Annotated in this window: 22 protein-coding genes; 20 read left to right on the top strand and 2 right to left on the bottom strand. The window is 57.4% G+C overall.

The features are described from left to right. Positions 1 to 18: 18 nt before the first annotated feature. The 3 genes from mraY to ACR0MQ_RS12915 all read left to right on the top strand — a co-directional run bounded on the left by mraY (position 19) and on the right by ACR0MQ_RS12915 (position 3,133). The gene (gene mraY, locus ACR0MQ_RS12925; RefSeq protein ID WP_170781876.1) at positions 19 to 1,101 is read left to right on the top strand and encodes a phospho-N-acetylmuramoyl-pentapeptide-transferase; all 1,083 of its coding nucleotides are present in this window, start codon (positions 19 to 21) and stop codon (positions 1,099 to 1,101) included. Positions 1,102 to 1,251: 150 nt separating this feature from the next. After that, positions 1,252 to 2,646 carry a UDP-N-acetylmuramoyl-L-alanine--D-glutamate ligase gene (gene murD / locus ACR0MQ_RS12920; RefSeq protein WP_170781875.1) on the top strand — a complete coding sequence of 465 codons (1,395 nt, stop codon included), beginning with the start codon at positions 1,252 to 1,254 and terminating at the stop codon, positions 2,644 to 2,646. 112 nt (positions 2,647 to 2,758) lie between these two features. Continuing rightward, entirely contained in the window at positions 2,759 to 3,133 is a 375-nt protein-coding gene (locus ACR0MQ_RS12915) for a glycine zipper family protein (RefSeq protein ID WP_259462652.1), read from the top strand. Here the strand turns inward: ACR0MQ_RS12915 and ACR0MQ_RS12910 are convergent. Beyond that, positions 3,130 to 4,308: a BaiN/RdsA family NAD(P)/FAD-dependent oxidoreductase gene (locus ACR0MQ_RS12910; RefSeq protein WP_480608613.1), complete on the bottom strand. Its 1,179-nt coding sequence runs from the start codon at positions 4,306 to 4,308 to the stop codon at positions 3,130 to 3,132. The genes ACR0MQ_RS12915 and ACR0MQ_RS12910 overlap by 4 nt on opposite strands. 241 nt (positions 4,309 to 4,549) lie before the next feature. Here ACR0MQ_RS12910 and ACR0MQ_RS12905 point away from each other — a divergent pair, with 241 nt between their 5' ends. The 17 genes from ACR0MQ_RS12905 to ACR0MQ_RS12825 all read left to right on the top strand — a co-directional run bounded on the left by ACR0MQ_RS12905 (position 4,550) and on the right by ACR0MQ_RS12825 (position 22,493). Then, a complete protein-coding gene (locus ACR0MQ_RS12905) occupies positions 4,550 to 5,596 on the top strand; it encodes a Hint domain-containing protein (protein WP_170775293.1) in 1,047 nt (348 codons plus the stop codon). 170 nt (positions 5,597 to 5,766) lie between these two features. Next, a complete protein-coding gene (gene ftsW, locus ACR0MQ_RS12900; RefSeq protein WP_170476957.1) occupies positions 5,767 to 6,930 on the top strand; it encodes a putative lipid II flippase FtsW in 1,164 nt (387 codons plus the stop codon). Continuing rightward, positions 6,930 to 8,021 carry a UDP-N-acetylglucosamine--N-acetylmuramyl-(pentapeptide) pyrophosphoryl-undecaprenol N-acetylglucosamine transferase gene (locus ACR0MQ_RS12895; RefSeq protein ID WP_480608611.1) on the top strand — a complete coding sequence of 364 codons (1,092 nt, stop codon included), beginning with the start codon at positions 6,930 to 6,932 and terminating at the stop codon, positions 8,019 to 8,021. Before ftsW ends, ACR0MQ_RS12895 begins: the two co-directional genes overlap by 1 nt. Continuing rightward, on the top strand, positions 8,018 to 9,424 hold the full coding sequence (gene murC, locus ACR0MQ_RS12890) for a UDP-N-acetylmuramate--L-alanine ligase (protein WP_480608609.1): 1,407 nt from the start codon (positions 8,018 to 8,020) through the stop codon (positions 9,422 to 9,424). The genes ACR0MQ_RS12895 and murC overlap by 4 nt, the downstream gene beginning before the upstream one ends. Positions 9,425 to 9,428: 4 nt before the next feature. Next, positions 9,429 to 9,677, top strand: a complete 249-nt coding sequence (locus tag ACR0MQ_RS12885) for a DUF2484 family protein (protein WP_170775287.1) — start codon at positions 9,429 to 9,431, stop codon at positions 9,675 to 9,677. Next, positions 9,674 to 9,940 carry a DUF2484 family protein gene (locus tag ACR0MQ_RS12880; RefSeq protein ID WP_480608607.1) on the top strand — a complete coding sequence of 89 codons (267 nt, stop codon included), beginning with the start codon at positions 9,674 to 9,676 and terminating at the stop codon, positions 9,938 to 9,940. Before ACR0MQ_RS12885 ends, ACR0MQ_RS12880 begins: the two co-directional genes overlap by 4 nt. A 22-nt stretch (positions 9,941 to 9,962) precedes the next feature. Further along, on the top strand, positions 9,963 to 10,256 hold the full coding sequence (locus ACR0MQ_RS12875; RefSeq protein ID WP_480608605.1) for a hypothetical protein: 294 nt from the start codon (positions 9,963 to 9,965) through the stop codon (positions 10,254 to 10,256). After that, on the top strand, positions 10,253 to 11,176 hold the full coding sequence (gene murB, locus ACR0MQ_RS12870) for a UDP-N-acetylmuramate dehydrogenase (RefSeq protein ID WP_170775281.1): 924 nt from the start codon (positions 10,253 to 10,255) through the stop codon (positions 11,174 to 11,176). Before ACR0MQ_RS12875 ends, murB begins: the two co-directional genes overlap by 4 nt. A 111-nt stretch (positions 11,177 to 11,287) precedes the next feature. Then, positions 11,288 to 12,205, top strand: coding sequence for a D-alanine--D-alanine ligase (locus ACR0MQ_RS12865; RefSeq protein WP_480608603.1), 918 nt, complete (start codon positions 11,288 to 11,290; stop codon positions 12,203 to 12,205). Beyond that, positions 12,193 to 13,197 (top strand): cell division protein FtsQ/DivIB, encoded by a 1,005-nt coding sequence (locus ACR0MQ_RS12860; protein ID WP_480608600.1) that lies wholly within the window; start codon positions 12,193 to 12,195, stop codon positions 13,195 to 13,197. Before ACR0MQ_RS12865 ends, ACR0MQ_RS12860 begins: the two co-directional genes overlap by 13 nt. Before the next feature lie 8 nt (positions 13,198 to 13,205). Beyond that, on the top strand, positions 13,206 to 14,540 hold the full coding sequence (gene ftsA / locus ACR0MQ_RS12855) for a cell division protein FtsA (RefSeq protein ID WP_480608704.1): 1,335 nt from the start codon (positions 13,206 to 13,208) through the stop codon (positions 14,538 to 14,540). Beyond that, positions 14,527 to 14,946, top strand: coding sequence for a hypothetical protein (locus ACR0MQ_RS12850; protein ID WP_480608598.1), 420 nt, complete (start codon positions 14,527 to 14,529; stop codon positions 14,944 to 14,946). The genes ftsA and ACR0MQ_RS12850 overlap by 14 nt, the downstream gene beginning before the upstream one ends. A 348-nt stretch (positions 14,947 to 15,294) precedes the next feature. Continuing rightward, positions 15,295 to 16,896 carry a cell division protein FtsZ gene (ftsZ, locus tag ACR0MQ_RS12845; RefSeq protein WP_170776839.1) on the top strand — a complete coding sequence of 534 codons (1,602 nt, stop codon included), beginning with the start codon at positions 15,295 to 15,297 and terminating at the stop codon, positions 16,894 to 16,896. Positions 16,897 to 17,110: 214 nt separating this feature from the next. Continuing rightward, positions 17,111 to 18,031 carry a UDP-3-O-acyl-N-acetylglucosamine deacetylase gene (gene lpxC / locus ACR0MQ_RS12840; protein ID WP_170775271.1) on the top strand — a complete coding sequence of 307 codons (921 nt, stop codon included), beginning with the start codon at positions 17,111 to 17,113 and terminating at the stop codon, positions 18,029 to 18,031. Positions 18,032 to 18,157: 126 nt separating this feature from the next. Further along, positions 18,158 to 19,018 carry an outer membrane protein assembly factor BamD gene (locus ACR0MQ_RS12835; protein ID WP_170476932.1) on the top strand — a complete coding sequence of 287 codons (861 nt, stop codon included), beginning with the start codon at positions 18,158 to 18,160 and terminating at the stop codon, positions 19,016 to 19,018. A 35-nt stretch (positions 19,019 to 19,053) separates the two neighbouring features. Next, positions 19,054 to 20,703 carry a DNA repair protein RecN gene (gene recN, locus ACR0MQ_RS12830; RefSeq protein ID WP_480608595.1) on the top strand — a complete coding sequence of 550 codons (1,650 nt, stop codon included), beginning with the start codon at positions 19,054 to 19,056 and terminating at the stop codon, positions 20,701 to 20,703. A gap of 104 nt (positions 20,704 to 20,807) precedes the next feature. Then, the gene (locus ACR0MQ_RS12825; RefSeq protein WP_480608593.1) at positions 20,808 to 22,493 is read left to right on the top strand and encodes a chloride channel protein; all 1,686 of its coding nucleotides are present in this window, start codon (positions 20,808 to 20,810) and stop codon (positions 22,491 to 22,493) included. On the opposite strand, the gene ACR0MQ_RS12820 is transcribed toward ACR0MQ_RS12825, so the two are convergent. Beyond that, positions 22,494 to 23,864 carry a DUF3179 domain-containing protein gene (locus ACR0MQ_RS12820; protein WP_010442572.1) on the bottom strand — a complete coding sequence of 457 codons (1,371 nt, stop codon included), beginning with the start codon at positions 23,862 to 23,864 and terminating at the stop codon, positions 22,494 to 22,496. Positions 23,865 to 24,126: the final 262 nt, after the last annotated feature.

The raw sequence follows: 24,126 nt of genomic DNA, 5'->3' as shown, positions 1-24,126 counted from the left end.
TGTGAGAAAGGTTTTGGTATGCTCTATTGGTTGACCGCCCTGTCGGACGGAGGGGATTTCTGGAACCTCTTCCGCTACATTACGTTCCGGGCAGGTGGAGCCTTTCTGACGGCACTGATCTTTGGATTTATCTTCGGAAAACCTCTGATTAACGTACTGCGTCGCAAGCAGGGCAAGGGCCAGCCAATCCGGGATGATGGCCCCGAAGCGCACCTGTCCAAAGCCGGAACCCCTACTATGGGTGGCCTTTTGATTGTTGGCGCACTGGTAACTTCAACGCTGGTCTGGGCGCGTTGGGACAATCCCTATGTGTGGATGGTTCTTTTCGTAACACTGTCTTATGCGGCCATTGGATTCGCTGACGACTACGCCAAAGTATCAAAACAGAATACCAAAGGCGTTTCGAGCAAGATGCGTTTGGCTTTGGGAGTTCTGATTGCGGTTTTGGCGTCTTTTTGGGCTGGATTGCACCATCCTGCCGATTTGCAAAATCAACTGGCTATGCCGGTGTTCAAGGATACGCTGATCAATCTGGGTCTATTTTATATCCCATTCGCGGTCATTGTGATCGTCGGGGCTGCCAATGCGGTAAATCTGACTGATGGATTGGACGGGTTGGCCATCATGCCCGCGATGATCGCCGCCTCGACGCTGGGCGTGATTGCCTATGCGGTGGGGCGGGTCGACTTCACCGAATACCTTGACGTGCATTATGTGCCCGGCACCGGAGAAATCTTCATATTCACCTCAGCGCTTTTTGGAGCGGGGCTTGGCTTCTTATGGTACAACGCCCCTCCGGCAGCAGTGTTCATGGGGGATACAGGATCGTTGGCTCTGGGCGGTGCACTTGGCGCAATCGCTGTTGCAACCAAGCACGAACTGGTGTTGGCCATTGTGGGTGGCCTATTCGTGGTCGAAGCGCTGAGCGTGATCATTCAAGTGCTTTACTACAAGCGCACTGGTAAACGTGTATTCCTGATGGCCCCAATCCATCATCACTATGAGAAAAAGGGCTGGGCTGAGCCGACGATTGTGATCCGCTTCTGGATCATCTCGCTGATCCTGGCGATGATTGGTCTGGCGACGTTGAAAGTGCGGTAGGACTCCCGCCGGGTTCGGAGGGCCTGTGGCCCGCCTGCCACCCGTTGGGCCCGGCTCGCGCTGCCGCGCGAGCCTGAGCGCCCCCTTGCCTTTGGGAAATCCTTCGGTGCAGTGTGGCGCAAATTTCTATGCGATGAAGGTGGACAGCAGATGATCCCGGTCAAAGGGTTTTCAGGGAAAAAAGTTGCGGTTCTGGGGCTAGGGCGGTCTGGTTTGGCCACGGCTCGTGCATTGCAGGCGGGCGGCGCCCAACCGGTGTGCTGGGATGACAATCCGGCCGCGCGTGAGGCGGCTGAAGGAGAGGGGCTGGTCTGCTCTGATCTGCGCCGACATGGAGCGTTCGAAAATATTGCTACCCTGATTGTTTCACCTGGTATACCGCATCTTTATCCCACGCCCAATCCGGTGGTGGCTGCTGCAACGGATGCTGGCGTCCCGGTAGACAATGATATTGGTTTGTTCTTTCGCTCCTTCGCCGGGCCTGAATGGCACAACTATGACACCCCGCCGCGTGTCATTGCAGTGACGGGATCGAACGGCAAATCAACCACTGCAGCCCTGATCCACCATATCCTGACCGAGGCCGGGCGCGACTCGCAGTTGGCGGGCAATATTGGACGCGGTGTTCTGGATATCGATCCGGGCGGTGATGGCTCGGTGGTGGTGTTAGAGCTGTCCAGTTATCAAACTGAACTGGCCCGCGCCCTGACGCCAGATGTGGCGGTTTTCACCAATCTCTCACCTGATCATCTTGACCGGCATGGAGGTAAGGGTGGCTATTTCGCAGCCAAACGCCGCCTCTTTGCCGAAGGCGGGCCGGATCGCGCCGTGATCGGGATCGATGAGGCTGAAGGCGCGTTTTTGGCTGGTCAGCTGGCCGAGGGGCCGTCTGATGATCGGGTGATCCGCATTTCGGTTGCGCGTAAACTGACTGGACCGGGCTGGCAGGTTTTTGCACGCAAGGGATACTTGTCTGAATACCGCAAGGGACGTCAGACGGGATCAATTGATCTGCGCGACATCAAGGGTTTGCCAGGCGCGCATAACCACCAGAACGCTTGTGCTGCCTATGCTGCCTGCCGTTCTCTGGGCTTGGCCCCCCGCGTGATCGAAGACGCGCTGCATAGTTTTCCTGGTCTGCCGCATCGCAGTCAAATTATTGCCGAAGTGGATGGGGTGACCTTCGTGAACGACTCTAAGGCCACCAATGTGGACAGCGCCTTGAAAGCGCTGAGCGCCTTCAAAAAGGTTCGCTGGATCTGTGGCGGGCTTGAGAAAGAGGGTGGGCTTGAGGCGCTGAACGGGGCCGAAGGTCACGTGATCAAGGCCTATGTCATTGGACGCGAAGCTGCGGGTTTTGCCATGCAGCTAACTGCGGATGCTCAGGTTTGCACCACTATGGCTGCCGCTGTTGAACAGGCCATGGCAGACGCGCAGCCGGGCGAGGTGGTCTTGTTGGCCCCTGCAGCGGCCAGTTTCGACCAATATGACAATTTCGAACAGCGCGGTGATGACTTCACCGCCGAGGTGAAAAAACGCCTCTGAAAGCAAGGCGTTTGCAATTGTTTGCCGGTTCGGCGAAGCTGAGCGCCTATCTGCTTGACGCGCAATCTGCATTGGTTTTTGCCTTCAGGAAATTCAACACGAGGTTATGAAAATGCCAAACCGTAAGTTTCTATTGATCGTTCCCGCTCTGCTTGTGGCGGGGGCATGCACCAATACCGGTGCCAACTATCAGCCTGTGATCGATGGCCCTGTAGGCCCGAACTACAATGTTGATCTGCAGCAATGCCAGCAACTGGCGGCCTCACAGGCCAGCGTTGATGGGTCCACTGCTGGCAATGCGGCCATCGGCGCGGTAGGCGCAGCTGCCGTAACGGGCATCGTTCAGGACAGCAGCGACAATCTGGGTCGCGCAGCCGTTGCCGGCGCTCTGGTTGGGGCAGGCGCGGACGTGATCAACAAGAACCAGAACAAGGAAGTGCTGGTGCGCAATTGCATGCGCGGACGAGGCTATAACGTCGTTGGTTAACGGCCTGCGATGGCACTTCCTGCAGCGTGGCCCGAAGACCACGCCCATTGGAAGTTATAACCACCCAGCCAACCGGTGACATCCACCGCTTCACCAATAACATAGAGGCCGGGGACTTCCCTGGCCTCCATCGTTTTGGACGACAACCCTTGAGTATCGATTCCACCCAGCGTTACCTCGGCCGTGCGATAACCTTCAGTGCCAGCAGGGGTGAGGTGCCAGTCCGACAGAGCCGCGACTAGATCGGTCAGCGCAGCATCGGATTGATCCGCCAGATTGCCTTGCATCTGGAAATGGTGCTTGAGGTAGTCCACCAGACGCGAAGGTAAATGGCGTGCAAGCTCTGTGGTCAGCGCCTTGCGTCCACCCGCCTGCCGCTGTTCCCGCAACAACTCGAACAGCCCTAGATCCGGGATCAGATTCACCCGAATGACCTCGCCCTCGCGCCAATACGAAGATAGTTGCAGTACAGAAGGGCCGCTCAGCCCGCGATGGGTGAACAGCAGGGCCTCATCGAAACTGATGCGTTGATTTGACAGCCGCACGGGCAGCGAGACACCGGATAGGTCTTTGAACCGTCCATCTGAAAAGGTGAATGGCACCAGCGCTGCCCGGGTTTCGGTCACCTTTAGCCCGAATTGGCGCGCAATGTCGTAGGCCAACCCTGTTGCACCCATCTTGGGGATCGACTTGCCGCCCGTGGCCAAAACCAGATTGCGGCATGTCAGGGAAAGGCGATTGCCTTCTCGCTCGACCTCCAGCGAAAACCCGCTCTCGGTCTTGCGCAGCGAGTGGAGGATAGTCTGTACCCACAGCTCGGCCCCCGCACGCGCCATTTCGTCCAGCAACATTTGGATAATCTGTTTTGACGAACCGTCACAAAACAACTGCCCCAGAGTCTTCTCATGCCAGGCAATGTGGTGACGTTCTACCAGATCGATGAAATCCCATTGTGTATACCGCGCCAAAGCCGATTTGCTAAAATGGGGGTTCTGCGACAGGAAATTTCCTGGCCCCGCATGCAAATTGGTGAAATTGCACCGCCCGCCGCCGGATATACGAATCTTTTCGCCGGGCGCTTTTGCGTGATCGATCACCAGCGCGCGTCCGCCGCAATGGGTCGCGCACATCATGCCAGCCGCCCCGGCACCAAGGATGATTGTATCGTAATTCATGTATGGCCATTGGCCTGTTATCCACCAGATGGCAAGGGCCACCGGACCACGCGCGTTGAAGTGAGGCGGATTGAACTTGTTCTACAAGCCTCATGGTCCAGTATTGGAGCAGTGCGCACGCGCCACAGGGGTGAAATATCCCGTGAGCTCAGCTTGACCGGTCGTAAACCAGGCTCTAGCAAAAAATGGCACATATACTGGATATGTGCGTGTGTTTTGAAATGTTGTGGAGTTACGCCCGATGCCGACGAATATCTATGGTGCGTTTCGCAGCAACACCACGTTGTCCGACGCAGGCGCTTCAACAACCGTCGTGGGATCAACTTTCCAGATTTTTGCATATGATCAAATCACCGTCGAAGATGGTGCCGACGGTACGATTTACAGCGGTGACAGCATTTCCAACGAAGTCTCGAACGATCCGACGCAGACTTACAACGGTGAGATCATATTCTGGGATTTTACGGTTACGGTGACAGATGGCACCAACACCTACCAGATCGGCCTGTTTGACTATGATATCAACGGCGATGGTGACTCGATCGGAGTTGACAGCGAAGACGGATATTTCATGGCATTTATCGGTGGGTCTATTCCGCCGTTAAATACGACGCTGACGATCACGGCGATCGTCGATAATGGACCCAGCATTGATGTAGATACCGTTGTACCATGTTTCACTTTGGGGACTAAGATCGATACCCCGTCTGGCCCGAGACCGGTTGAAACCCTCGAAGCAGGTGATTTTGTTCTGACACTCGATAATGGACCTCAGGCCATCCGTTGGATCGGAAGGCGCACCTTGGACAGTATTGACCTGAATATAAAACCCAAGTTGCGCCCCGTCAGAATTGCCAAGGGTGCGTTGGGCGAAGGTCTGCCCGAACGCACATTACGCGTTTCTCCGCAACATCGGATGCTGCTGCGCTCATCCATTGCTGAACGCATGTTTTCCAGTCACGAGATCCTGGTTCCAGCGATCAAACTTTTGGGGCTGCCGGGTGTTTCGGTGGATGAGGAGGCGCAGAGCGTAACATATGTTCACATCCTTTTTGACAGGCACGAGGTGGTCTTCGCAGAAGGCGCACCATCGGAAAGCCTGTTAACCGGGCCCGAAGCACTAAAAAGCGTTGGGAAAGACGCCCTGGCGGAAATCACCGAGTTGTTTCCCGAAATTGTCGCCAAAGACTACGAGCCTCAGGTGGCACGCCTCGTGCCGCAACAGGGTCGGAAGATGCAATCTCTGATCCAGCGTCACGTGAAAAACGACAAGCCGTTGTTGTCCTGACAGATGGTCCCAGCGTGCGGTGCTGGCTTTGACAATGATGTCGTCATGTCGGGAAAAGTGTTTTGAAAATCTATTCCGTCATTTCTCTGGTCTGAAAACAAAAATCACTGTAGACTCCCGAACAGATCCCGAAAACGGGACGTTGACGAGGCAGATAGTGGCGGTATCTCATGACTGAGATGGTGTATGGCGCGGTCCAGGACCAGCGCGGAGAACCGATTCTACCGAAGTGGTGGCGGACGATTGACCGCTGGACGATGTCCTGCGTTTTGATCCTGTTTGTCATAGGGCTTCTGCTTGGGCTGGCTTCTTCGCCGCCGCTCGCGGGGCGCAACGGATTTGATCCCTTCCACTATGTCGAGCGGCAGGCGCTGTTTGGAGGGCTCGCGCTGGTTGCGATGCTTCTGACCTCGATGATGTCACCCACGCTGGTGCGGCGTCTGGCGATCTTGGGCTTTCTTGTCTCGTTCGTGGCGCTGGCATTTCTGCCGATCTTCGGCACGGATTTTGGCAAAGGCGCAGTGCGCTGGTATTCGCTGGGCTTTGCCTCGCTGCAACCATCAGAATTTCTCAAGCCCGGATTTGTCGTCGTGGCAGCGTGGCTGTTGGCTGCTTCGCAGGAAATCAATGGCCCTCCGGGGCGGTTATGGTCATTCGCGCTGTGTATGGCCATTGTTGCGATGCTGGTGATGCAACCCGATTTTGGACAGGCCTGCCTGATCCTCTTTGGTTGGGGGGTAATGTATTTCGTGGCGGGCGCTCCGATGTTGCTGTTGGTTGGCATGGCGGGGGCCGTGGTTTTGGGCGGAATGTTCGCCTATTCCAACTCAGAGCACTTTGCGCGCCGTATCGACGGTTTTCTAAATCAGGAACTCGACCCGACCACTCAGCTTGGTTACGCGACGAACGCAATCCGCGAGGGTGGATTGTTCGGCGTTGGCGTGGGCGAGGGACAGGTGAAATGGTCGCTGCCTGACGCGCATACTGATTTCATCATCGCGGTGGCGGCAGAGGAGTATGGTCTGATCCTCGTTCTGATCATCATCGCACTCTATTCGTTGATCGTCGTGCGTTCGCTGCTGCGACTGATGCGCGAACGCGACATGTTCATTCGCCTGGCGGGCACCGGGCTGGCCTGCATGTTCGGTGTACAGGCGATGATCAACATGGGCGTTGCTGTACGTCTGTTGCCTGCAAAAGGCATGACGTTGCCTTTCGTCAGCTATGGCGGCTCGTCACTGATCGCAGGCGGCATCGCGGTCGGCATGTTGCTGGCCTTCACCCGAACCCGCCCGCAAGGCGAGTTGGGTGATATTTTGCGCGGGCGAGGATGATGCCGTATCTTCTGATCGCAGCAGGTGGCACCGGAGGACACATGTTCCCTGCGCAGGCATTGGCAGAAGCGATGCTGGCCAAAGGCTGGCGTGTGCGCTTGTCCACCGATCCGCGAGGCGCGCGCTATACCGGTGCGTTCCCCGAAGGTGTTGAAATTGTCGAGGCATCCTCGGCAACCTTTGCCCGCGGCGGTCTGGCCGCCAAAGTGCTGGTCGGGCCCAAGATTGCTGCTGGTGTGACCGGTATGGCGGCGCAGATGATGCGCGACAAGCCGGACGTTGTGGTGGGATTTGGAGGCTATCCGTCGATCCCGGCGCTGGGCGCGGCAACGCTGTTGAAAATCCCGCGTATGATCCATGAACAGAACGGCGTTCTGGGTCGCGTGAATAAAGTGTTTGCAACTCGGGTCGCACAGGTGGCCTGCGGTGTCTGGCCCACCGATCTGCCGGACGGGGCCAACGGTATCCACACCGGCAACCCGGTGCGCGGCGCAGTACTGGAACGCGAAGGAGCGCCCTTTATTCCGCCCGGAGATTACCCGATGTCGGTGCTTGTAATGGGCGGCTCGCAAGGCGCGCGTATTCTCAGCGATGTGGTCCCCGGTGCGATTGCGGCGTTGCCCGAAGCCGTACGCGACCATATCCGCGTCTCGCATCAAGCCCGCGACGAGGATAGCGAGCGGGTCAAAGCCTTTTACTCCGATCACGGCATCCGCGCCGATGTGCAGCCATTTTTTGACGATGTGCCGCGTCGCATGTCTGATGCGCAGCTGGTTGTCAGCCGCTCGGGTGCCTCCAGCATCGCCGACATCTCGGTGATTGGCCGTCCGTCGATATTGATCCCGCTTGCTGCCGCCGCTGGTGACCACCAAACCGCCAATGCGCGCGGGTTGGTTCAGGCGGGTGGGGCGATCATGATCCCCGAAAACGCCCTTGACGTTCCCGCGCTGACAGAGCAGATGACCACGGTTCTCACCAACCCCGAAGCCGCACAGCAAATGGCCCATGCCGCGCTATCGGTCGGGGCCCCGGACGCGACCGAGCGTCTGGTTGCCCTTGTCGAGCAACTGGCGCAGAAGGAGACCTCATGAATCCAGCAACCAAACTGCCGCAGGACGTTGGGCCGATCCACTTCGTGGGCATCGGCGGGATCGGGATGTCGGGCATCGCCGAGGTGCTTTTGAACCTTGGCTACCGGGTGCAGGGTTCGGATCTGAAAACCTCGAAGATTACTGACCGACTGGCTGGGCTCGGCGCTGAGATTTTCGAAGGCCAGCGTGCCGAGAACCTGCAGAACGCCGCCGTGGTCGTGGTCTCGACCGCGATCAAACCGGGGAACCCGGAACTGGACGAGGCACGCGCGCAGGGCCTGCCCGTCGTCCGTCGCGCCGATATGCTGGCCGAGCTGATGCGCCTGCGTTCGAACATCGCCATCGCCGGAACCCACGGAAAAACCACCACGACCACGATGATGGCGGAACTGATGGTCGCGGGCGATTTCGATCCCACCGTCATCAATGGCGGCATCATCCACGCCTATGGCTCGAATGCACGGATGGGGCAGGGTGAATGGATGGTGGTTGAGGCGGATGAGAGCGATGGCTCGTTCAATCGCCTGCCTGCAACCATCGCCATCGTCACCAATATCGACCCTGAGCATATGGAGCACTGGGGCGATTTCGACCAACTGCGCGACGGGTTTTACGAATTCGTCTCGAACCTGCCATTTTATGGCCTTGCTGTCTGCTGCACCGATCATGCCGAGGTGCAGGCTCTGGTCGGTCGCATCTCGGACCGTCGCGTGCGCACCTATGGCTTCAACGCACAGGCCGATGTGCGGGCCGAGAACCTGACCTATAAAGGTGGCGTTGCCCATTTCGACATCCATTTGCGCTACGAAGACAAGGTGATCGAAGGCTGCACCCTGCCGATGCCCGGCGATCATAACGTATCGAATGCTCTGTCCGCAGTGGCTGTTGCCCGTCATCTGGGGATGAAAGCTTCGGAAATTCGCGACGCGCTGGCCAATTTCGGTGGCGTTAACCGCCGCTTCACCAAGGTCGGAGAAATCAACGGCGTCACCATCATCGACGATTATGGCCACCACCCTGTTGAAATCGCAGCTGTCCTCAAGGCTGCGCGCCAAGCTACCGAGGGCCGCGTCATCGCCGTCCACCAGCCGCACCGCTATTCGCGATTGTCTGATCTGTTTGATGATTTTTGCACCTGCTTCAACGATGCCGATGTGGTCGCCATCGCCGAGGTCTTTGCTGCGGGCGAAGACCCGATCGAAGGGGCCGACCGTGACGCACTGGTCGAAGGGCTGATCCGTCATGGCCACCGCCATGCGCGGGCCATTCTGGATGAAAGTGACCTAGTGCGGCTCGTCCGTGAACAGGCCCGACCGGGGGATATGGTTGTATGCCTCGGTGCCGGGACCATCAGCGCCTGGGCCAATGGATTGCCTGACCAATTGATTGCGAAGGCGAGTTAGGCTCGTGTCGCTTTCGCTCATCATCGCCTGCGCCTGGGTTTTTGCCTCAACCATCGTCGCAATGCTACCGATGCGTCTGCAATTTCCACCGGGCGTTGTGCTGCTGGTTAGCGCACCCGTACTGATTTTTTGGCTTGGACATGATTATGGATGGTTCATTGGGGCATTGGCTTTCGCCGCCTTTGCTTCGATGTTTCGTAATCCGATCCGCTATTACTGGCGTAAATGGACGGATAAAGAGGTATCAGAGTGAATTGGTCGCTTGCGCTTGCCGGTCTTTGGGGCGTTGTTGCCAATATATTGGCAATGCTTCCAAGCAAAGACAATCACTGGAAACGGGCATATTTCTTGATCGCCGTAGGAATTCCAATTCTTGGTTATGTCACCTATGAAAGCGGTCCCTGGATCGGGCTTATGGTGCTGGCTGCGGGTATGTCGATCTTGCGCTGGCCGGTGATATACCTGACCCGTTGGACAAAGGCGAAATTGCAGGGCATGAAGGCGGTCAACAAGTAACCGACCATATCAGGAGGCCCCCATGGTCGACATTGCCACCTTTGCTTATCTGCCATTGATCTCTCTCATCTTCGGCGCCGTATCTGGTTTTGTTGCCGGACACTGGATCAGTATCAAAGCGGTGCTTTGGCTGATCGGTTTGACCTCGGCTGTGGCGTTGGTGCTGATCGTGATGTTGGCTGGTGTCGAAACAGGCGAAGAGGAACTGGCATTTGGCCCATTTGTTTGGCTCACAGGTGGTGTCCTACCGTTCCTGTTTGCCGCCATCATGGGGGGCGTTGGCGGACGCAGCCTGTCAGCTAGGACAAATGCATGACCGATCTACCCGTGGTCCGAGGTCGCCTGACCGAGGCGCGTGCGCTCAATGATTTGACTTGGCTTCGCGTTGGTGGGCCCGCTGATTATTTGTTTCAGCCTGCCGATACCGAAGACCTGCAGGCCTTTTTGCGCGACCTGCCCGCAGACGTTCCGGTTTTTCCCATGGGTGTCGGATCAAACCTAATTGTACGGGATGGCGGCCTGCGGGCCGTGGTGATCCGTTTAGGGCGCGGGTTCAACGGTATCTCAGTCGACGGAAATACTGTTACAGCAGGCGCGGCGGCGCTGGATGCGCATGTGGCGCGCAAGGCAGCGGATGCAGGCGTTGACCTGACATTTCTGCGCACGATCCCCGGTTCTATCGGTGGGGCGGTGCGCATGAACGCGGGTTGCTATGGCAGCTACACGGCGGATGTGCTGCAAAAAGCCACAATCGTCACACGGCAGGGCGAACTTGTCGAACTCAGCCCCGATGACCTCAAATTCCGCTACCGTCAATCTGATCTGCCCGAAGGTGCGGTGCTGGTTTCAGCCACCTTCCAAGCCCCCTCGGGCAATCCGGCCGGGCTGCACGCCCGCATGGAAGCGCAGCTTAAGAAGCGCGACGAAACGCAGCCAACCAAGGACAGAAGCGCTGGTTCGACCTTCCGCAACCCGGCTGGGTTTTCTTCGACCGGGCGCGAAGATGATGTGCACGACCTCAAGGCGTGGAAGGTGATCGACAACGCGGGCATGCGCGGCGCTACCAAAGGCGGCGCGCAAATGAGCCCCAAGCACTCGAATTTCCTGATCAATACCGGTGACGCGACTGCCGCTGACCTCGAGGGACTGGGCGAAGAGGTCAGAAAAAAGGTTTACGAAACAAGCGGCATCACGCTAGAGTGGGAAATCATGCGGGTCGGTGATCCGCTGAAATAATATAGCCCCAACCGTCAGACCAAAACAGGCAAATTCAGGCGACGGATCAAAGGCATAAACGCAATACGGACCACTACATAAGGTCCGGGGACATTGAGGCGCACATTGGGTATGTCGAGCAGGACAAACCCCAAAGTGGCGGTATTGATGGGCGGCCCCTCGGCGGAACGCGAGGTGTCTCTCAGCTCTGGGCGCGAATGCGCAGCCGCCCTTGTGGGAGAAGGCTTTGAAGTGGTCGAACTGGACGCGGGTCCCGACCTCTACGCGCGCCTTCTGGAGATCAAGCCAGATGTGGTTTTCAACGCCCTGCATGGCCGCTGGGGCGAGGATGGCTGTGTGCAGGGTCTACTGGAATGGATGCGCATTCCCTACACGCATTCCGGCGTGCTGGCCTCGGCTTTGGCGATGGACAAACAGCGCAGTAAAGAGGTTTATCAGGCCGAGGGTCTGCCTGTCGTACCCAGCGTGATCGTGCCCAAGGTCGAAGTGGTCGAAGTCCACGTGATGGAACCACCCTATGTGGCCAAGCCCAACAACGAAGGTTCTAGCGTCGGGATTTATATCGTGCACGAAAATGCCAACGGCCCGCCGCAACTGGACGCGGCGATGCCCGATCAGGTGATGGTTGAGAAATACGTTGCAGGTCGTGAACTGACCGTGACGGTGATGGGCGACCGCGCCCTTACGGTAACCGAAATCATGACCGATGGTGGCTGGTACGACTATGACGCCAAGTACAAACCCGGCGGCTCGTGGCACGTGCTGCCCGCCGACATCCCGCAGGATATCTTTGACCGCTGCATGGACTACGCGCTGAAAGCCCATAATGCACTGGGTTGTCGCGGCGTATCCCGTACCGATTACCGCTGGGATGACAGCATGGGTGCGGATGGTCTGTTCCTGCTGGAAACCAACACGCAGCCCGGCATGACGCCAACCTCGCTGGTGCCCGAACAAGCCACGCATCTGGGCATAACATTCGGCGAGCTTTGCGCCTGGATGGTGGAGGACGCCTCATGCGACCGCTGACCCCCACCCGCACGCCAGTGATCCACCGGACCAAACCGCTGGCGGGGCCAGATGCGGATTTTGGTGCTGCTCCAAAGTCGGAATCCGAAGTTGAACCTAAACTGCGCTTGCGAGGCACCCGATTCTTTGGTCGCGGACGCTTGTCTGATCCTGCGCCTTCGCGCCTCAGCTACCGTTTTCAGCGCTGGATGCTCACCCCCGGCATCCGGCGCGGGGTGAAGATTGGTCTACCGGTTCTGGCGGTCGTCGGATTGGTCGGAGGCTTCTTTGCCGCTGAAGAACGCCGCGAGGCCGTCAGCGCCTATGTCGCCGGCATCAAGACCTCGATTCAGGAACTTCCGGAATTCATGGTCAACCTGATGGCCATCGACGGCGCGGGGACCGCGCTATCGGAAGATATCCGCGAGGTTGTGCCACTCGATTTCCCGCTCAGCTCTTGGGACCTGGATGTCGAGATGATACGCGACACCATCACTGGGCTTGATCCGGTGAAATCGGCAACCGTACGCATTCGCCCCGGCGGAATCTTACAGGTGGATGTAGTTGAACGTCAGCCGGTCATCGTCTGGCGTACGCGTGACGGGATCGAGCTATTGGATGAAACTGGTGCCCACGTGGATATGATTGCGGCACGTGCTGATCACGCAAACTTGCCTTTGATTGCCGGGAAAGGCGCGGACAAGCATGTGCCCGAAGCGCTGCAGATTCTGACAACCGCTCGCAGTTTGGGCGAGCGGGTCCGGGGGCTCGTGCGTGTTGGTGAACGCCGCTGGGATCTGGTTTTGGATCGCAACCAGCGCATCATGTTGCCAACCGAGCGACCCGCTCGTGCACTGGAACGCGTACTGGCCGTAAACGAGGTACAGGACCTTTTGGAACGCGACGTGGCTGCGGTTGATATGCGCCTTGGCCAGCGACCAACCATCCGAATGAACAAAACAGCCAGCGCAGACTGGTGGAACACAAAAGTAGATGTGAGTAACGGGCAGTAACGACCATGATGACCGATCTTTATCAGTCCCAACGGGCCATGCGGCAGATGCGCCGGCAGGCAATGCAACGCGGTGTTGTCGCCATTTTGGATGTGGGCAGCTCCAAAATCGCCTGCCTCGTCCTGCGCTTCGACGGGACGGGGCGGTTGTCCGAGGACAATTCGATTGGCTCCATGGCGGGTCAGACCGGGTTTCGGGTGATTGGTGCCGCGACCACTCGCTCGCGCGGGGTGCAGTTCGGCGAAGTTACCGCGATGCAGGAGACCGAGCGCGCCATCCGCACCGCCCTGCAGGCGGCGCAGAAAATGGCCGATATCCGTGTTGATCACGTCATCGCGTCCTTCTCAGGGGCCAATCCGCGCTCATACGGTCTGGACGCACAGGTCGATCTGGAAGGCCAGCTGGTCACCGAGGCCGAAGTGGGGCGCGTGCTGAACGCCTGTGATGTGCCGGATTATGGCGAAGGACGCGAAGTGTTGCATGCCCAGCCGGTGAATTTCGCACTGGACAACCGTTCGGGTCTGATCGACCCGCGTGGACAGTTAGGTCAAAGCCTTGCAGTGGATATGCACATGCTGACCGTCGATGCGGTTGCGATCCAGAACATCGTCCGCTGTATCAAGCGCTGCGATCTGGAACTGGCAGGGATTGCGAACTCAGCCTACGTTTCGGGCATTTCCGCATTGGTCGAGGACGAACAAGAGCTGGGTTCAGCCTGTATCGACATGGGCGGCGGTACGACCAGCATCTCAATCTTCATGAAAAAACATATGATCTATGCCGATTGCGTGCGCATGGGCGGCGATCACGTGACCAGCGATATCTCCATGGGTCTTGGAGTGCCCGCAGCAGTGGCCGAACGGATCAAGACCTTTAACGGCGGCGTCCATGCCACCGGGGCTGATGATCGTGACCTGATCGATATTGGCGGCGATACCGGTGATTGGGAGCATGACCGTCGCACCGTCAGCCGTGCCGAATTAATCGGCATTATGCGACCACGCGTCGAAGAAATCCTCGAAGAAGTCCGCACCCGCTTGGATGCAGCAGGATTTGATCACCTGCCCAGCCAGCAAATCGTTCTGACTGGCGGTGGCAGCCAGATCATGGGACTCGACGGTTTGGCCAGTCGTATTCTGGGCCAGCGTGTTCGCTTGGGTCGCCCGCTGCGCGTCCATGGTTTGCCGCAATCGGCCACGGGGCCGGGTTTTTCCTCGGCGGTGGGGCTTAGCCTGTTTGCTGCGCATCCACAGGACGAATGGTGGGACTTTGAAATCCCGGTTGACACCTACGCTGCTCGCCCGTTCAAACGCGCCGTGCGTTGGTTCCGTGACAATTGGTAAACAACTGCGCCTGGTAGCACTTTGCGCGGCGTTCTTACCCACCGTCGCAAAGGCCCAGACACTGATCACGCCTGAAGCGTTTCTGAACGCTGTTGTTGGTAAAACGATCACCTTTCACGAAATCCGCAGCGGCATGCTGGTCGGAACCGAAGAGTTTCTGAGCCCGACTCTCTCTGTCTGGCGGATGGAGGGGCGGGGATGCGTTTACGGCCAGATCACCACGCCAAACGGCCAGATATGCTTTCTCTATGATGACACACCCGATGGCGTACCAGTCTGCTGGTGGCCCTTCTTGCAAGATGACCGGCTGATGGTGCGTCTCGCGCGTTTCATCGGGAGCGAAACGCAAGAAGTCCGAAGTGTTACAGATGACAGTCTAAACTGCCCAAGTACTCCTGTAGGCTAAAGAAATCGGTTGCAGCCCGCGCCAGAATCCCGCAAGATATCCACAAGGCCCGAAAGAGGTCTAGCGGCAGGACGTTGAGCAGTTTTCCGCGACCATATTGAATGATCAACGAGTTTCGCACCCCCGTAGGGCGGGTGTGGTTTTCCGTACGTAGTGGTACATGAGCCATTCGCCGCAACATATCGCGGTTGCAGCGAAATGCGGCAGTTTATTGCCTTACTTCCTCCATATTTTGTGGAATCTGGCGATTTTTCTGGTGACGTTTCCGAAATGACACAGTAAAATCAATTGTGGATAGGTCAGAATAAACCGCATTTTGCGGCAACATATAAAACAGGCGGACAGAGCATGACATTAAATCTTTCGATGCCCGGGCACGACGAACTCAAGCCTCGGATTACCGTATTTGGCGTTGGCGGCGCTGGGGGCAATGCTGTCGACAATATGATTGAAAAGCAGTTGGACGGCGTTGAATTTGTCGTCGCCAATACAGACGCGCAGGCGTTGCAGCAAAGCCGCTCATCAGCGCGGGTGCAACTGGGTGTCAAAGTCACAGAAGGGCTGGGTGCGGGGGCACGCCCGACCGTGGGAGCCGCGGCTGCCGAAGAAAGCATCGAACAGATCGTTGACCATCTGGCAGGGGCACATATGTGCTTTATCACTGCCGGTATGGGCGGCGGCACCGGCACAGGTGCGGCCCCGATCATAGCACAGGCTGCGCGGGAACTCGGTGTTCTGACCGTTGGTGTTGTAACCAAACCCTTCCAGTTCGAAGGGGCCAAGCGGATGCGTCAGGCCGAAGACGGCGTTGACGCATTGCAGCAAGTTGTCGACACACTGATCATCATCCCGAACCAAAACCTGTTCCGTCTGGCCAATGAAAAGACCACGTTCACTGAAGCGTTCTCGATGGCGGATGATGTGCTTTACCAGGGCGTCAAGGGCGTGACCGACCTGATGGTGCGTCCGGGTCTGATCAACCTCGACTTTGCCGACGTCCGCGCTGTGATGGATGAGATGGGCAAGGCGATGATGGGTACGGGTGAAGCCACTGGTGAAGACCGCGCCATTCAGGCTGCTGAGAAGGCGATTGCCAACCCGCTGCTGGACGAAATTAGCCTCAAGGGCGCGAAGGGCGTGCTGATCAACATCACTGGTTCGCACGACCTGACCCTGTTCGAATTGGACGAGGCGGCCAACCGCATCCGCGAGGAAGTGGATCCCGAGGCCAACATCATCGTCGGTTCGACCCTCGATACCGAGATGGAAGGTGGCATGCGCGTGTCTGTTGTTGCGACGGGTATCGATGCCAGCGAAAAAACCGACGACGTGCCAGTCGCACGCCGCTCGATGTCGGCTCCGCTGACCCGCACGGTTTCAGCAGAAGAGCAGCCGCAGGAGCCGGTTGCCAGCGCCTCGGCAGCAGAAGAGGACAACATTGCTCCGACGCTGTTTGAATCCATCGAAGATGTTGAGTTCAACGAGGGCTGGCAAGACGAACAACCCGCGGCTGAACAGGATGATGACGGGCTGCCTCCGCCTGCCTATCAGCCACAAGTGGCACAATTCGAGCCGCAGCCAGAAGTGGAAGAAACCCCCGAGGCTTACGTCGATCAGCGTGCTCCGACCCCCGGCACTCCGTCGCCAGAAGCGATGCAGCGATTGCAGGCAGCCGTACAGAAGGTACCGCATAACCGGCTACGTCCAACGGCTGAAGCCCCTCGTGAACCTGCCCCACAGCCGCAGCAGGCAGCCGAGGATCGTCCGCGTTTTGGATTTAACCGACTGATCGATCGTATGACTGGTCATGCGGCCGATACGCCTGCGCAACCGGTGCGCCAACAGCCTGCAATGCGGTCGGTTGACGCTACGGCACCTGCGCAGGATGAGGTTGATCCAGACCAGGAGCGCATCGAAATTCCGGCCTTCCTGCGGCGTCAAGCGAACTGATCGCGGTAACAAAATCGTTTGAAAGGGTCGCAAACGTGCGGCCCTTTCCCATTGAAACACAAGGCATTAAACCCATGTAAGCAGGGATTTGCCGATGTGTCACAATCATGTTTCATTCGGTTGCAAAGAGTGAGTTGAGCCTTGACGCCCCCTTCCTTAGTTGAGGGTGCAACACAGCCCCCGGCAGGCTGGACACAATTCACCGAGGCTCACATTGCAACATACGCTCAAATCTTCAGTCACGTTTACGGGCACTGGGCTGCATAGCGGCAAGCCTGCGACGATGGTTCTGAAGCCTGCGGCAGCAGGTCATGGAATCTGGTTCAAACGGATTGATATCGAGCTGGGCAATGCGATGATTCCCGCGATCTACGATGTCGTTGAACGTACGCCGCTTTGCACCCGTCTCGTGAACGAAGCGGATGTTTCGGTTTCGACGGTTGAGCACATCATGGCGGCACTCGCCGGGTGCGGCATACACAACGCTCTGATCGAGATTGACGGCCCCGAGGTTCCGATCATGGATGGCTCGTCTATCGAGTTCGTTCGCGGTATCATGGCTAAAGGTGTGCGTCGTCAGGCGAGCCCCGTGCTGGCCTACGAAGTTCTCAAACCGATCACCGTTTCGCGCGAGGGCGCAAGCGCGTCGATCGTTCCTGCCGACGGGCTTGAGATCGAATTCCACATTGATTTTGAAGATCACGCTATTGGCAGTCAGACCAAAGTTCTGGATATGCGCAACGGATCCTTTGCGAGAGAGTTGTGCGACAGCCGCACATTCTGCCGCCGTACGGATGTTGAGGCGATGCGCGAGAACGGTCTGGCGTTGGGTGGAACGCTGGAAAACGCGGTCGTTGTGCAAGGTGATGAAGTTCTGACTCCTGGTGGTTTCCGCCACGATGATGAGGCCGTGCGTCACAAGATGCTGGATGCCTTGGGTGATCTTTATCTGGCAGGCGGTCCGATCCTGGGTCGCTTTACCGGTGAAAAGTCGGGTCATGCTATGACCAACACGCTGCTGCGCAAGCTGTTCGAGACACCTGGTGCGGTGCGCCCGATCCTATGTACGCCTGAACAAGCCGCACGCTTGCCGGGTCAGGGTCTGGTGCGGGGTGAAATTCCACAAGTCGCGTGACCTGGTCAACTCTGGCGACATTTGCGTCAATAGGGTGGATAAGGCGTTTTGCACTGGAATTTTATGTGCTAGACCGAGGTCCGATCAGGGATAAATCCCGCTAAGTTAACGACAAGGATGGGCGGAATGGTTGGCACCAAAGCGGCAGTCAGATTCGCAGCGGCGATTCTTCTGGCAGCATCTTTGACGGCGTGCGGGGACGGAGGCCTTTTCAGAAAAAAGGGCGCTGACCGCAACCAGAACCTCGAAAGTTTCACACCAGAACAGATTTATACCCGTGGTGAATATGAGCTGTCTCAGAACCGTTCTGACGACGCGGCGTGGTATTTCTCTGAGGTCGAGCGGCTTTATCCCTATTCCGACTGGGCCAAGCGAGCGCTGATCATGCAGGCGTTTTCCTTTCATTCGGATCAAAACTACGAAGAAAGCCGCGCCGCTGCGCAGAGATACATCGATTTTTATCCAACCGACGAAGATGCGGCGTATGCGCAATATCTTCTGGCGCTCAGCTACTATGATCAGATCGACGAAGTTGGTCGCGATCAGGGCCTGACCTTTCAAGCGCTGCAGGCCCTACGTACGGTGATCGAAGTCTACCCTGATAGCGAATATGCCACCTCAGCGGTTCTCAAATTTGATTTGGCCTTTGACCATTTGGCCGGAAAAGAAATGGAGATCGGGCGCTATTACCTGCGTCAGGACCACTTTACTGCGGCCATCAACCGATTCCGTGTTGTGGTTGAAGACTTCCAAACCACCTCGCACACGGCTGAGGCGCTGTATCGTCTGATCGAGGCTTACTTGGCACTGGGTCTGGTAGATGAGGCGCAATCCGCCGGCGCAATTCTGGGTTACAACTATCAATCCTCTGAATGGTACGATGCAGGTTACACACTGTTGACCTCACGCGGGCTGGATCTGAAGAGCCGAGGCAATAACTGGCTCAGCACGATCTATCGCCAGACCATCAAAGGTGAGTGGTTGTAAACGCGATGGCTAAAGGCGTGGGACGCTAAGACCCGATGCTGCGCGCCCTTGATATCCGCGACATGCTGATCATCGACCGGTTGGAGCTGACGTTCCAGCCGGGCTTGAACGCTTTGACCGGTGAAACCGGGGCAGGTAAGTCGATCCTTCTGGACTCTTTGGGTTTTGTGTTGGGTTGGCGCGGGCGGGCTGAACTGGTCCGTCAAGGCGCTGAACAAGGCGAGGTTGTCGCTGAGTTCGAGTTACCTGAAGGCCATCCTGCCCATGCCGTGTTGGCAGACGCCGGTTTGCCTGGGGGCGAGGAATTGATCCTGCGTCGGGTCAATACGGCTGAGGGACGTAAGACTGCTTGGGTCAACGATCGTCGTTGCACGGGTGAGGTGTTGCGGGCTTTGTCAGAAACCCTGATCGAGTTGCATGGCCAACATGATGACCGGGGCTTGCTGAATCCGCGTGGCCATCGCGGAATGCTGGATGCGTATGCAGAGGCAGAGGACAAACTAGCTGCTGTTCGCTCCGCATGGGGTCAAATGTCTACTGCTCGAAAAGTGTTGGCTCAGACCGAAGCTGCGCTGACCTCCATGCGCGCGGAGGAAGAGTTCTTGCGTCATTCCGTGGCTGAGTTGGACAAGCTAGATCCGCAGCCGGGTGAAGATGCCGACCTCGACGCTCGCCGCCGTATGATGCAGGGGGCCGAGCGCATCCGCGATGACGTAGCCCGCGCTTTTGCGTTGATGGGCGGAGATGGGGCCGAAGGCGCCTTGGCCGACGCAGTGCGCTGGCTGGAAGGTGTCTCGGACCATGCGGAGGGGCAGTTAGAAGAACCCATCGCTGCGCTTGGCCGTGCCCTAATCGAATTGGGTGAGGCGCAGGATGGTGTGAATTCCTGCCTGCAAGCGCTTGAGTTTAACCCCTCGGAGCTGGAGCAGATCGAAGAGCGTCTCTTTGCGATCCGCGCACTGGCCCGAAAACACGATGTGGCACCAGATGAATTGGCTCCCTTCGCTGATACGCTGCGCGACCGTCTAAACCGATTAGACGCCGGCGATGCAGATATTAGCGATAAGCGCGCTGCCGTTGCCGTCGCAGAAGCGAATTATGACAAGGCAGCTGAAGCTCTTAGTTCTTTAAGGCAATCTGCAGCCAAAGCGCTCGACAAAGCGGTCATGGGGGAACTTGCGCCGTTGAAAATGGAACGCGCGGTTTTCCAGACCGAGATTGCGCCTGGCGATCCCGGTCCCGAGGGCATCGATGCAGTAGCCTTTACCGTCGCCACGAATCCCGGGGCGCCCTCAGGGCCACTTAACAAGATCGCTTCGGGCGGAGAACTCAGCCGCTTTCTGCTGGCACTCAAGGTTTGCCTGACCGGCGAGGATAGCGCCCGCACAATGATCTTTGATGAGATCGACCGGGGCGTTGGCGGAGCCACCGCTGATGCGGTCGGGCGGCGTCTGTCGTCGCTGGGACGGGGTGGGCAGGTGCTGGTGGTGACGCATTCGCCGCAGGTCGCTGCCCGCGCAGCACATCATTGGCGGGTGCAGAAGCAGGTGGCAGGGGATCAGACCCTGTCAACCGTGACCCCATTGTCCGATCCTGATCGCATTGATGAGATTGCGCGCATGGTCGCGGGTGACACAATTACGGATGAGGCGCGCGCTGCAGCCCGTGCCCTGCTTGAAGCTTAACGCGCAACGCCTGTAAACAAACCACCGTGAACCGACTTTTCTCTGCGCTCCACGTCGCTTACTAAAGGTCAGCGACCATTCTTACGCGATCCCCATGAGGGCCAATGACCCAGTCCACCCGCACTGTGCTGCGTAATCAATTCAATCAGGCGCTGTCGGCCCTGAAGGATGCTTGGCGCGTGATGCTCCATCGTGGTCCCAGCCAGATACAATTCTGGTTTATCGCGCTGATCATCGGGATCGCTGCTGGTTTCATGGCGCTGGGGTTCCGCATGTCCATCGCGTCGCTGCAAGCCTATCTCTATAGCACTGACAACATTCTTTTCCTTCATAGCCATGCTGAGAAACTGCACTGGTTCTGGATATTCATCACACCCGTCATAGGCGGATTGGTTGTCGGGGTTCTATTAAACCGATTTACAGATGATGGACGGGTACGTTCAGTCGCGGATGTGATTGAGGGATCGGCCATAACTGATGGGCGCGTCGAGAAAAAGGCCGGTATCGCATCATTCATTGCCTCGTTGATCACGCTAAGCTCGGGTGGCTCGACGGGCCGAGAGGGGCCGGTCGTGCATATGGCAGGGGTTATTTCGACCTGGGTCAGCGACCGTATTCGCGCAGATGGAATCACCGGGCGTGATCTTTTAGGCTGTGCTGTGGCTGCCGCTGTCTCAGCCAGCTTTAATGCCCCAATTGCAGGAGCGCTGTTCGCGCTTGAAGTTGTGCTGCGCCATTTTGCCGTGCATGCCTTTGCCCCAATCGTTATCGCATCGGTCGCAGGTACAGTGATCAACCGTCTGGCATATGGCGACGTGACCGAGTTTACATTGGACACGCCCGGTTCGCTGCAGTTTTATGTCGAATTGCCTGCCTTTCTGATCCTCGGACTGATCTGTGGGTTGGTATCGTTGCTGCTGATGCGCTCGATTTTTTTTGCTGAAGATATCGGCACACACATCCAAAATCGATTATCGCTACCAGGCTGGCTGCGCCCGGCAGTGTCTGGTGCGATGCTGGGTCTATTGGCGATCTGGTTCCCCCATATCATCGGCGTGGGTTATGAAACGACAATACGCGCCCTGACAGGTGACATAGTGCTAACAGCGGCAATCGTGCTGGCCGTTGTGAAAACAGTTGCAGTTGCCATCACCATGGGTGGGCGCATGGGGGGGGGAGTCTTTTCCCCTTCACTGATGATTGGGGCGCTGACCGGGTTGGCTTTTGGTCTGATCGCCACCGGCCTGCTACCCGACGTATCGGGAACTCATACGCTCTATGCCTTTGCCGGGATGGGTGCCGTTGCTGCGGCGGTTTTGGGTGCTCCGATCTCGACAACGCTTATCGTCTTTGAATTGACCGGAGATTGGCAGATCGGCCTCGCCGTGATGGTTTCGGTCTCGATGTCCACAGCGCTGGCCTCGCGTCTGGTGGATCGGTCGTTCTTCCTGACACAGCTGGAACGTCGCAATGTGCATTTGGCCGCCGGGCCTCAGGCCTATTTGCTGGCCATGCTGCGGGCGGGCAGCGTGATGCGACCGCTTGGTGGCACCCGCTCAATAACGAAAGAAGAAGCGCAGGCGCTGATCGAACAAGGGCTTTGCGTCAAGGCCAGCGCCACGCTCGAGGCTGCCATGCCCTATTTTGATCGCGACGACATCCCCTGTATCCCGGTTGTCATATTCGACGAAGAGGGGTGTGAGGATCCTGTCGGAGCGCTCTATCACGTCGACGCACTCAAGGCATATAACCGCGCACTGGCCGCGACAGCGGCCGAAGAACACTCTTGATCAGCCGTCATAAACGCTGGCTGCATCACCCAGATAGTTATCCCAGGCAAACCAGTAGGAAATATGCCCGGCTACCCGCGGCAATTGCGTACCATTCGGGGAGACCAGCGCCTCTTCGGTGACGGTCCATTTGGTCCCTGCTTCGTCGAGCAACCCGCCGTTCGGTGTTGCACGGAACTGATGCGGACCACGTTCGTACGCGCGCACGCTGCGTTTGTCTGGATCGCCCATCAGCATCAGGTTCCGCCCGCCGATTACATCATTGATGACCGGTTTGCCCTTAAACGCATCCAGAGGCCAGGCCCGCGCTGCGCCAAATTGGCGAACGGCAAACACATAGTCTTTTTGTCGATGCTTGGATTGATCGACCAGCGCAGGGAACATCAGATCAGGCGAGGCAAAATAGTCACGATACACGACACCGGATCCATAGTTGCGTCGATAACCAGTGTTCAGCGACAGAACCCGGGTATTGGGATGTGAAGCTTTCCAGCTATCCCAACGTGTAATCACCACCGGGCGCTGCCTAAGCTCGATCCCACTTTCTGCCAGCGGGCCTACAACAGGTTTGCCGGTATACTGGTTCCAGAGCGAATGCGTTTCACGATCGAACATCAACTTATTTGAACGATAAAGGAAACCGGATGAACCAAAGATCAAGGGTTTCCGTCGCCCTGCGACCTGCGTTTCAAACAAGATTCCCGAACCACAAAGTGTGCAGTAAGCCAGCGCAACCGGAACGTCACCGATTACATCATTGAACATCTCATGCCAGCCCATGATCCGCAGAGGATAAGCGCGCTCGTCTCCGTTGATCGAAACGCCAAAGACCAAATCATCGTCTTTCAGATAATCTGCCTGCGCTGCCGAAATCAGTTGGGGATTATCCAGTGACGGGATGCCATCCTTGACCACGCCGCCCCAGGAAATCTCTTCCAGTCGGATCTTCATTTTGTCGCGTTTCAGATACTCAGGTCGCAGAAACAGGTCAAAATTCTGATCAATTCCCAACAGAACTTCGCGTTTGAAGGGCGCGAGTGACGGGTGGGGAACAATCTGTGCGTTCCGTTCCTGCCATAGCATCCATTCGAACCAATCCGTGCCGTGGTTTTCCCCGGTCAAAGCTTCCATGACTTTGGCGATGTCGCGTACGCGACGTCCGCTGAACCGCATCGAAGTCAAAAGCGCAGGGACAACATCGGGGTTATCTCTCTCGGTCAGAAACTCCATACCGGCTTCGAATTCCGCATTATCTCCAAACACGGTTGAACGCACGGCCTCATATACAGGGTCTTCCTGTGCCCATAGCGTTGTGGGCAAGACCATCCCAGCGCTAAGAAGTCCCGCAAATCCTCGGCGAGTGATCGACATCGCATCCTCCGGTTTCGTTCGTGCCCATTCTGCCCGCAAACCTCTTCACATACACGAAACACCCGCGTGAGGCGTTCGTAACATCCCGAGTTAAAGAGGTCGGTTGTTGGTACTATGAAGCCAATTATTTCTTACGTGCCGCGACCTGACATTCGTAGCGACTTATTATTATGAACCCCCAAAACGTAATTTGGATGTTGGCAGGTTTCGTTGGCTCGACATCGTGCGTTTCTCTGCACATGATGCTCGACAAAGCTCTGGG

Source organism: Ruegeria sp. AN6, assembly GCF_056540425.1.
The sequence above is the reverse complement of the archived record's forward strand: the minus strand, read 5'-3'. Positions and strand labels throughout refer to the sequence as shown.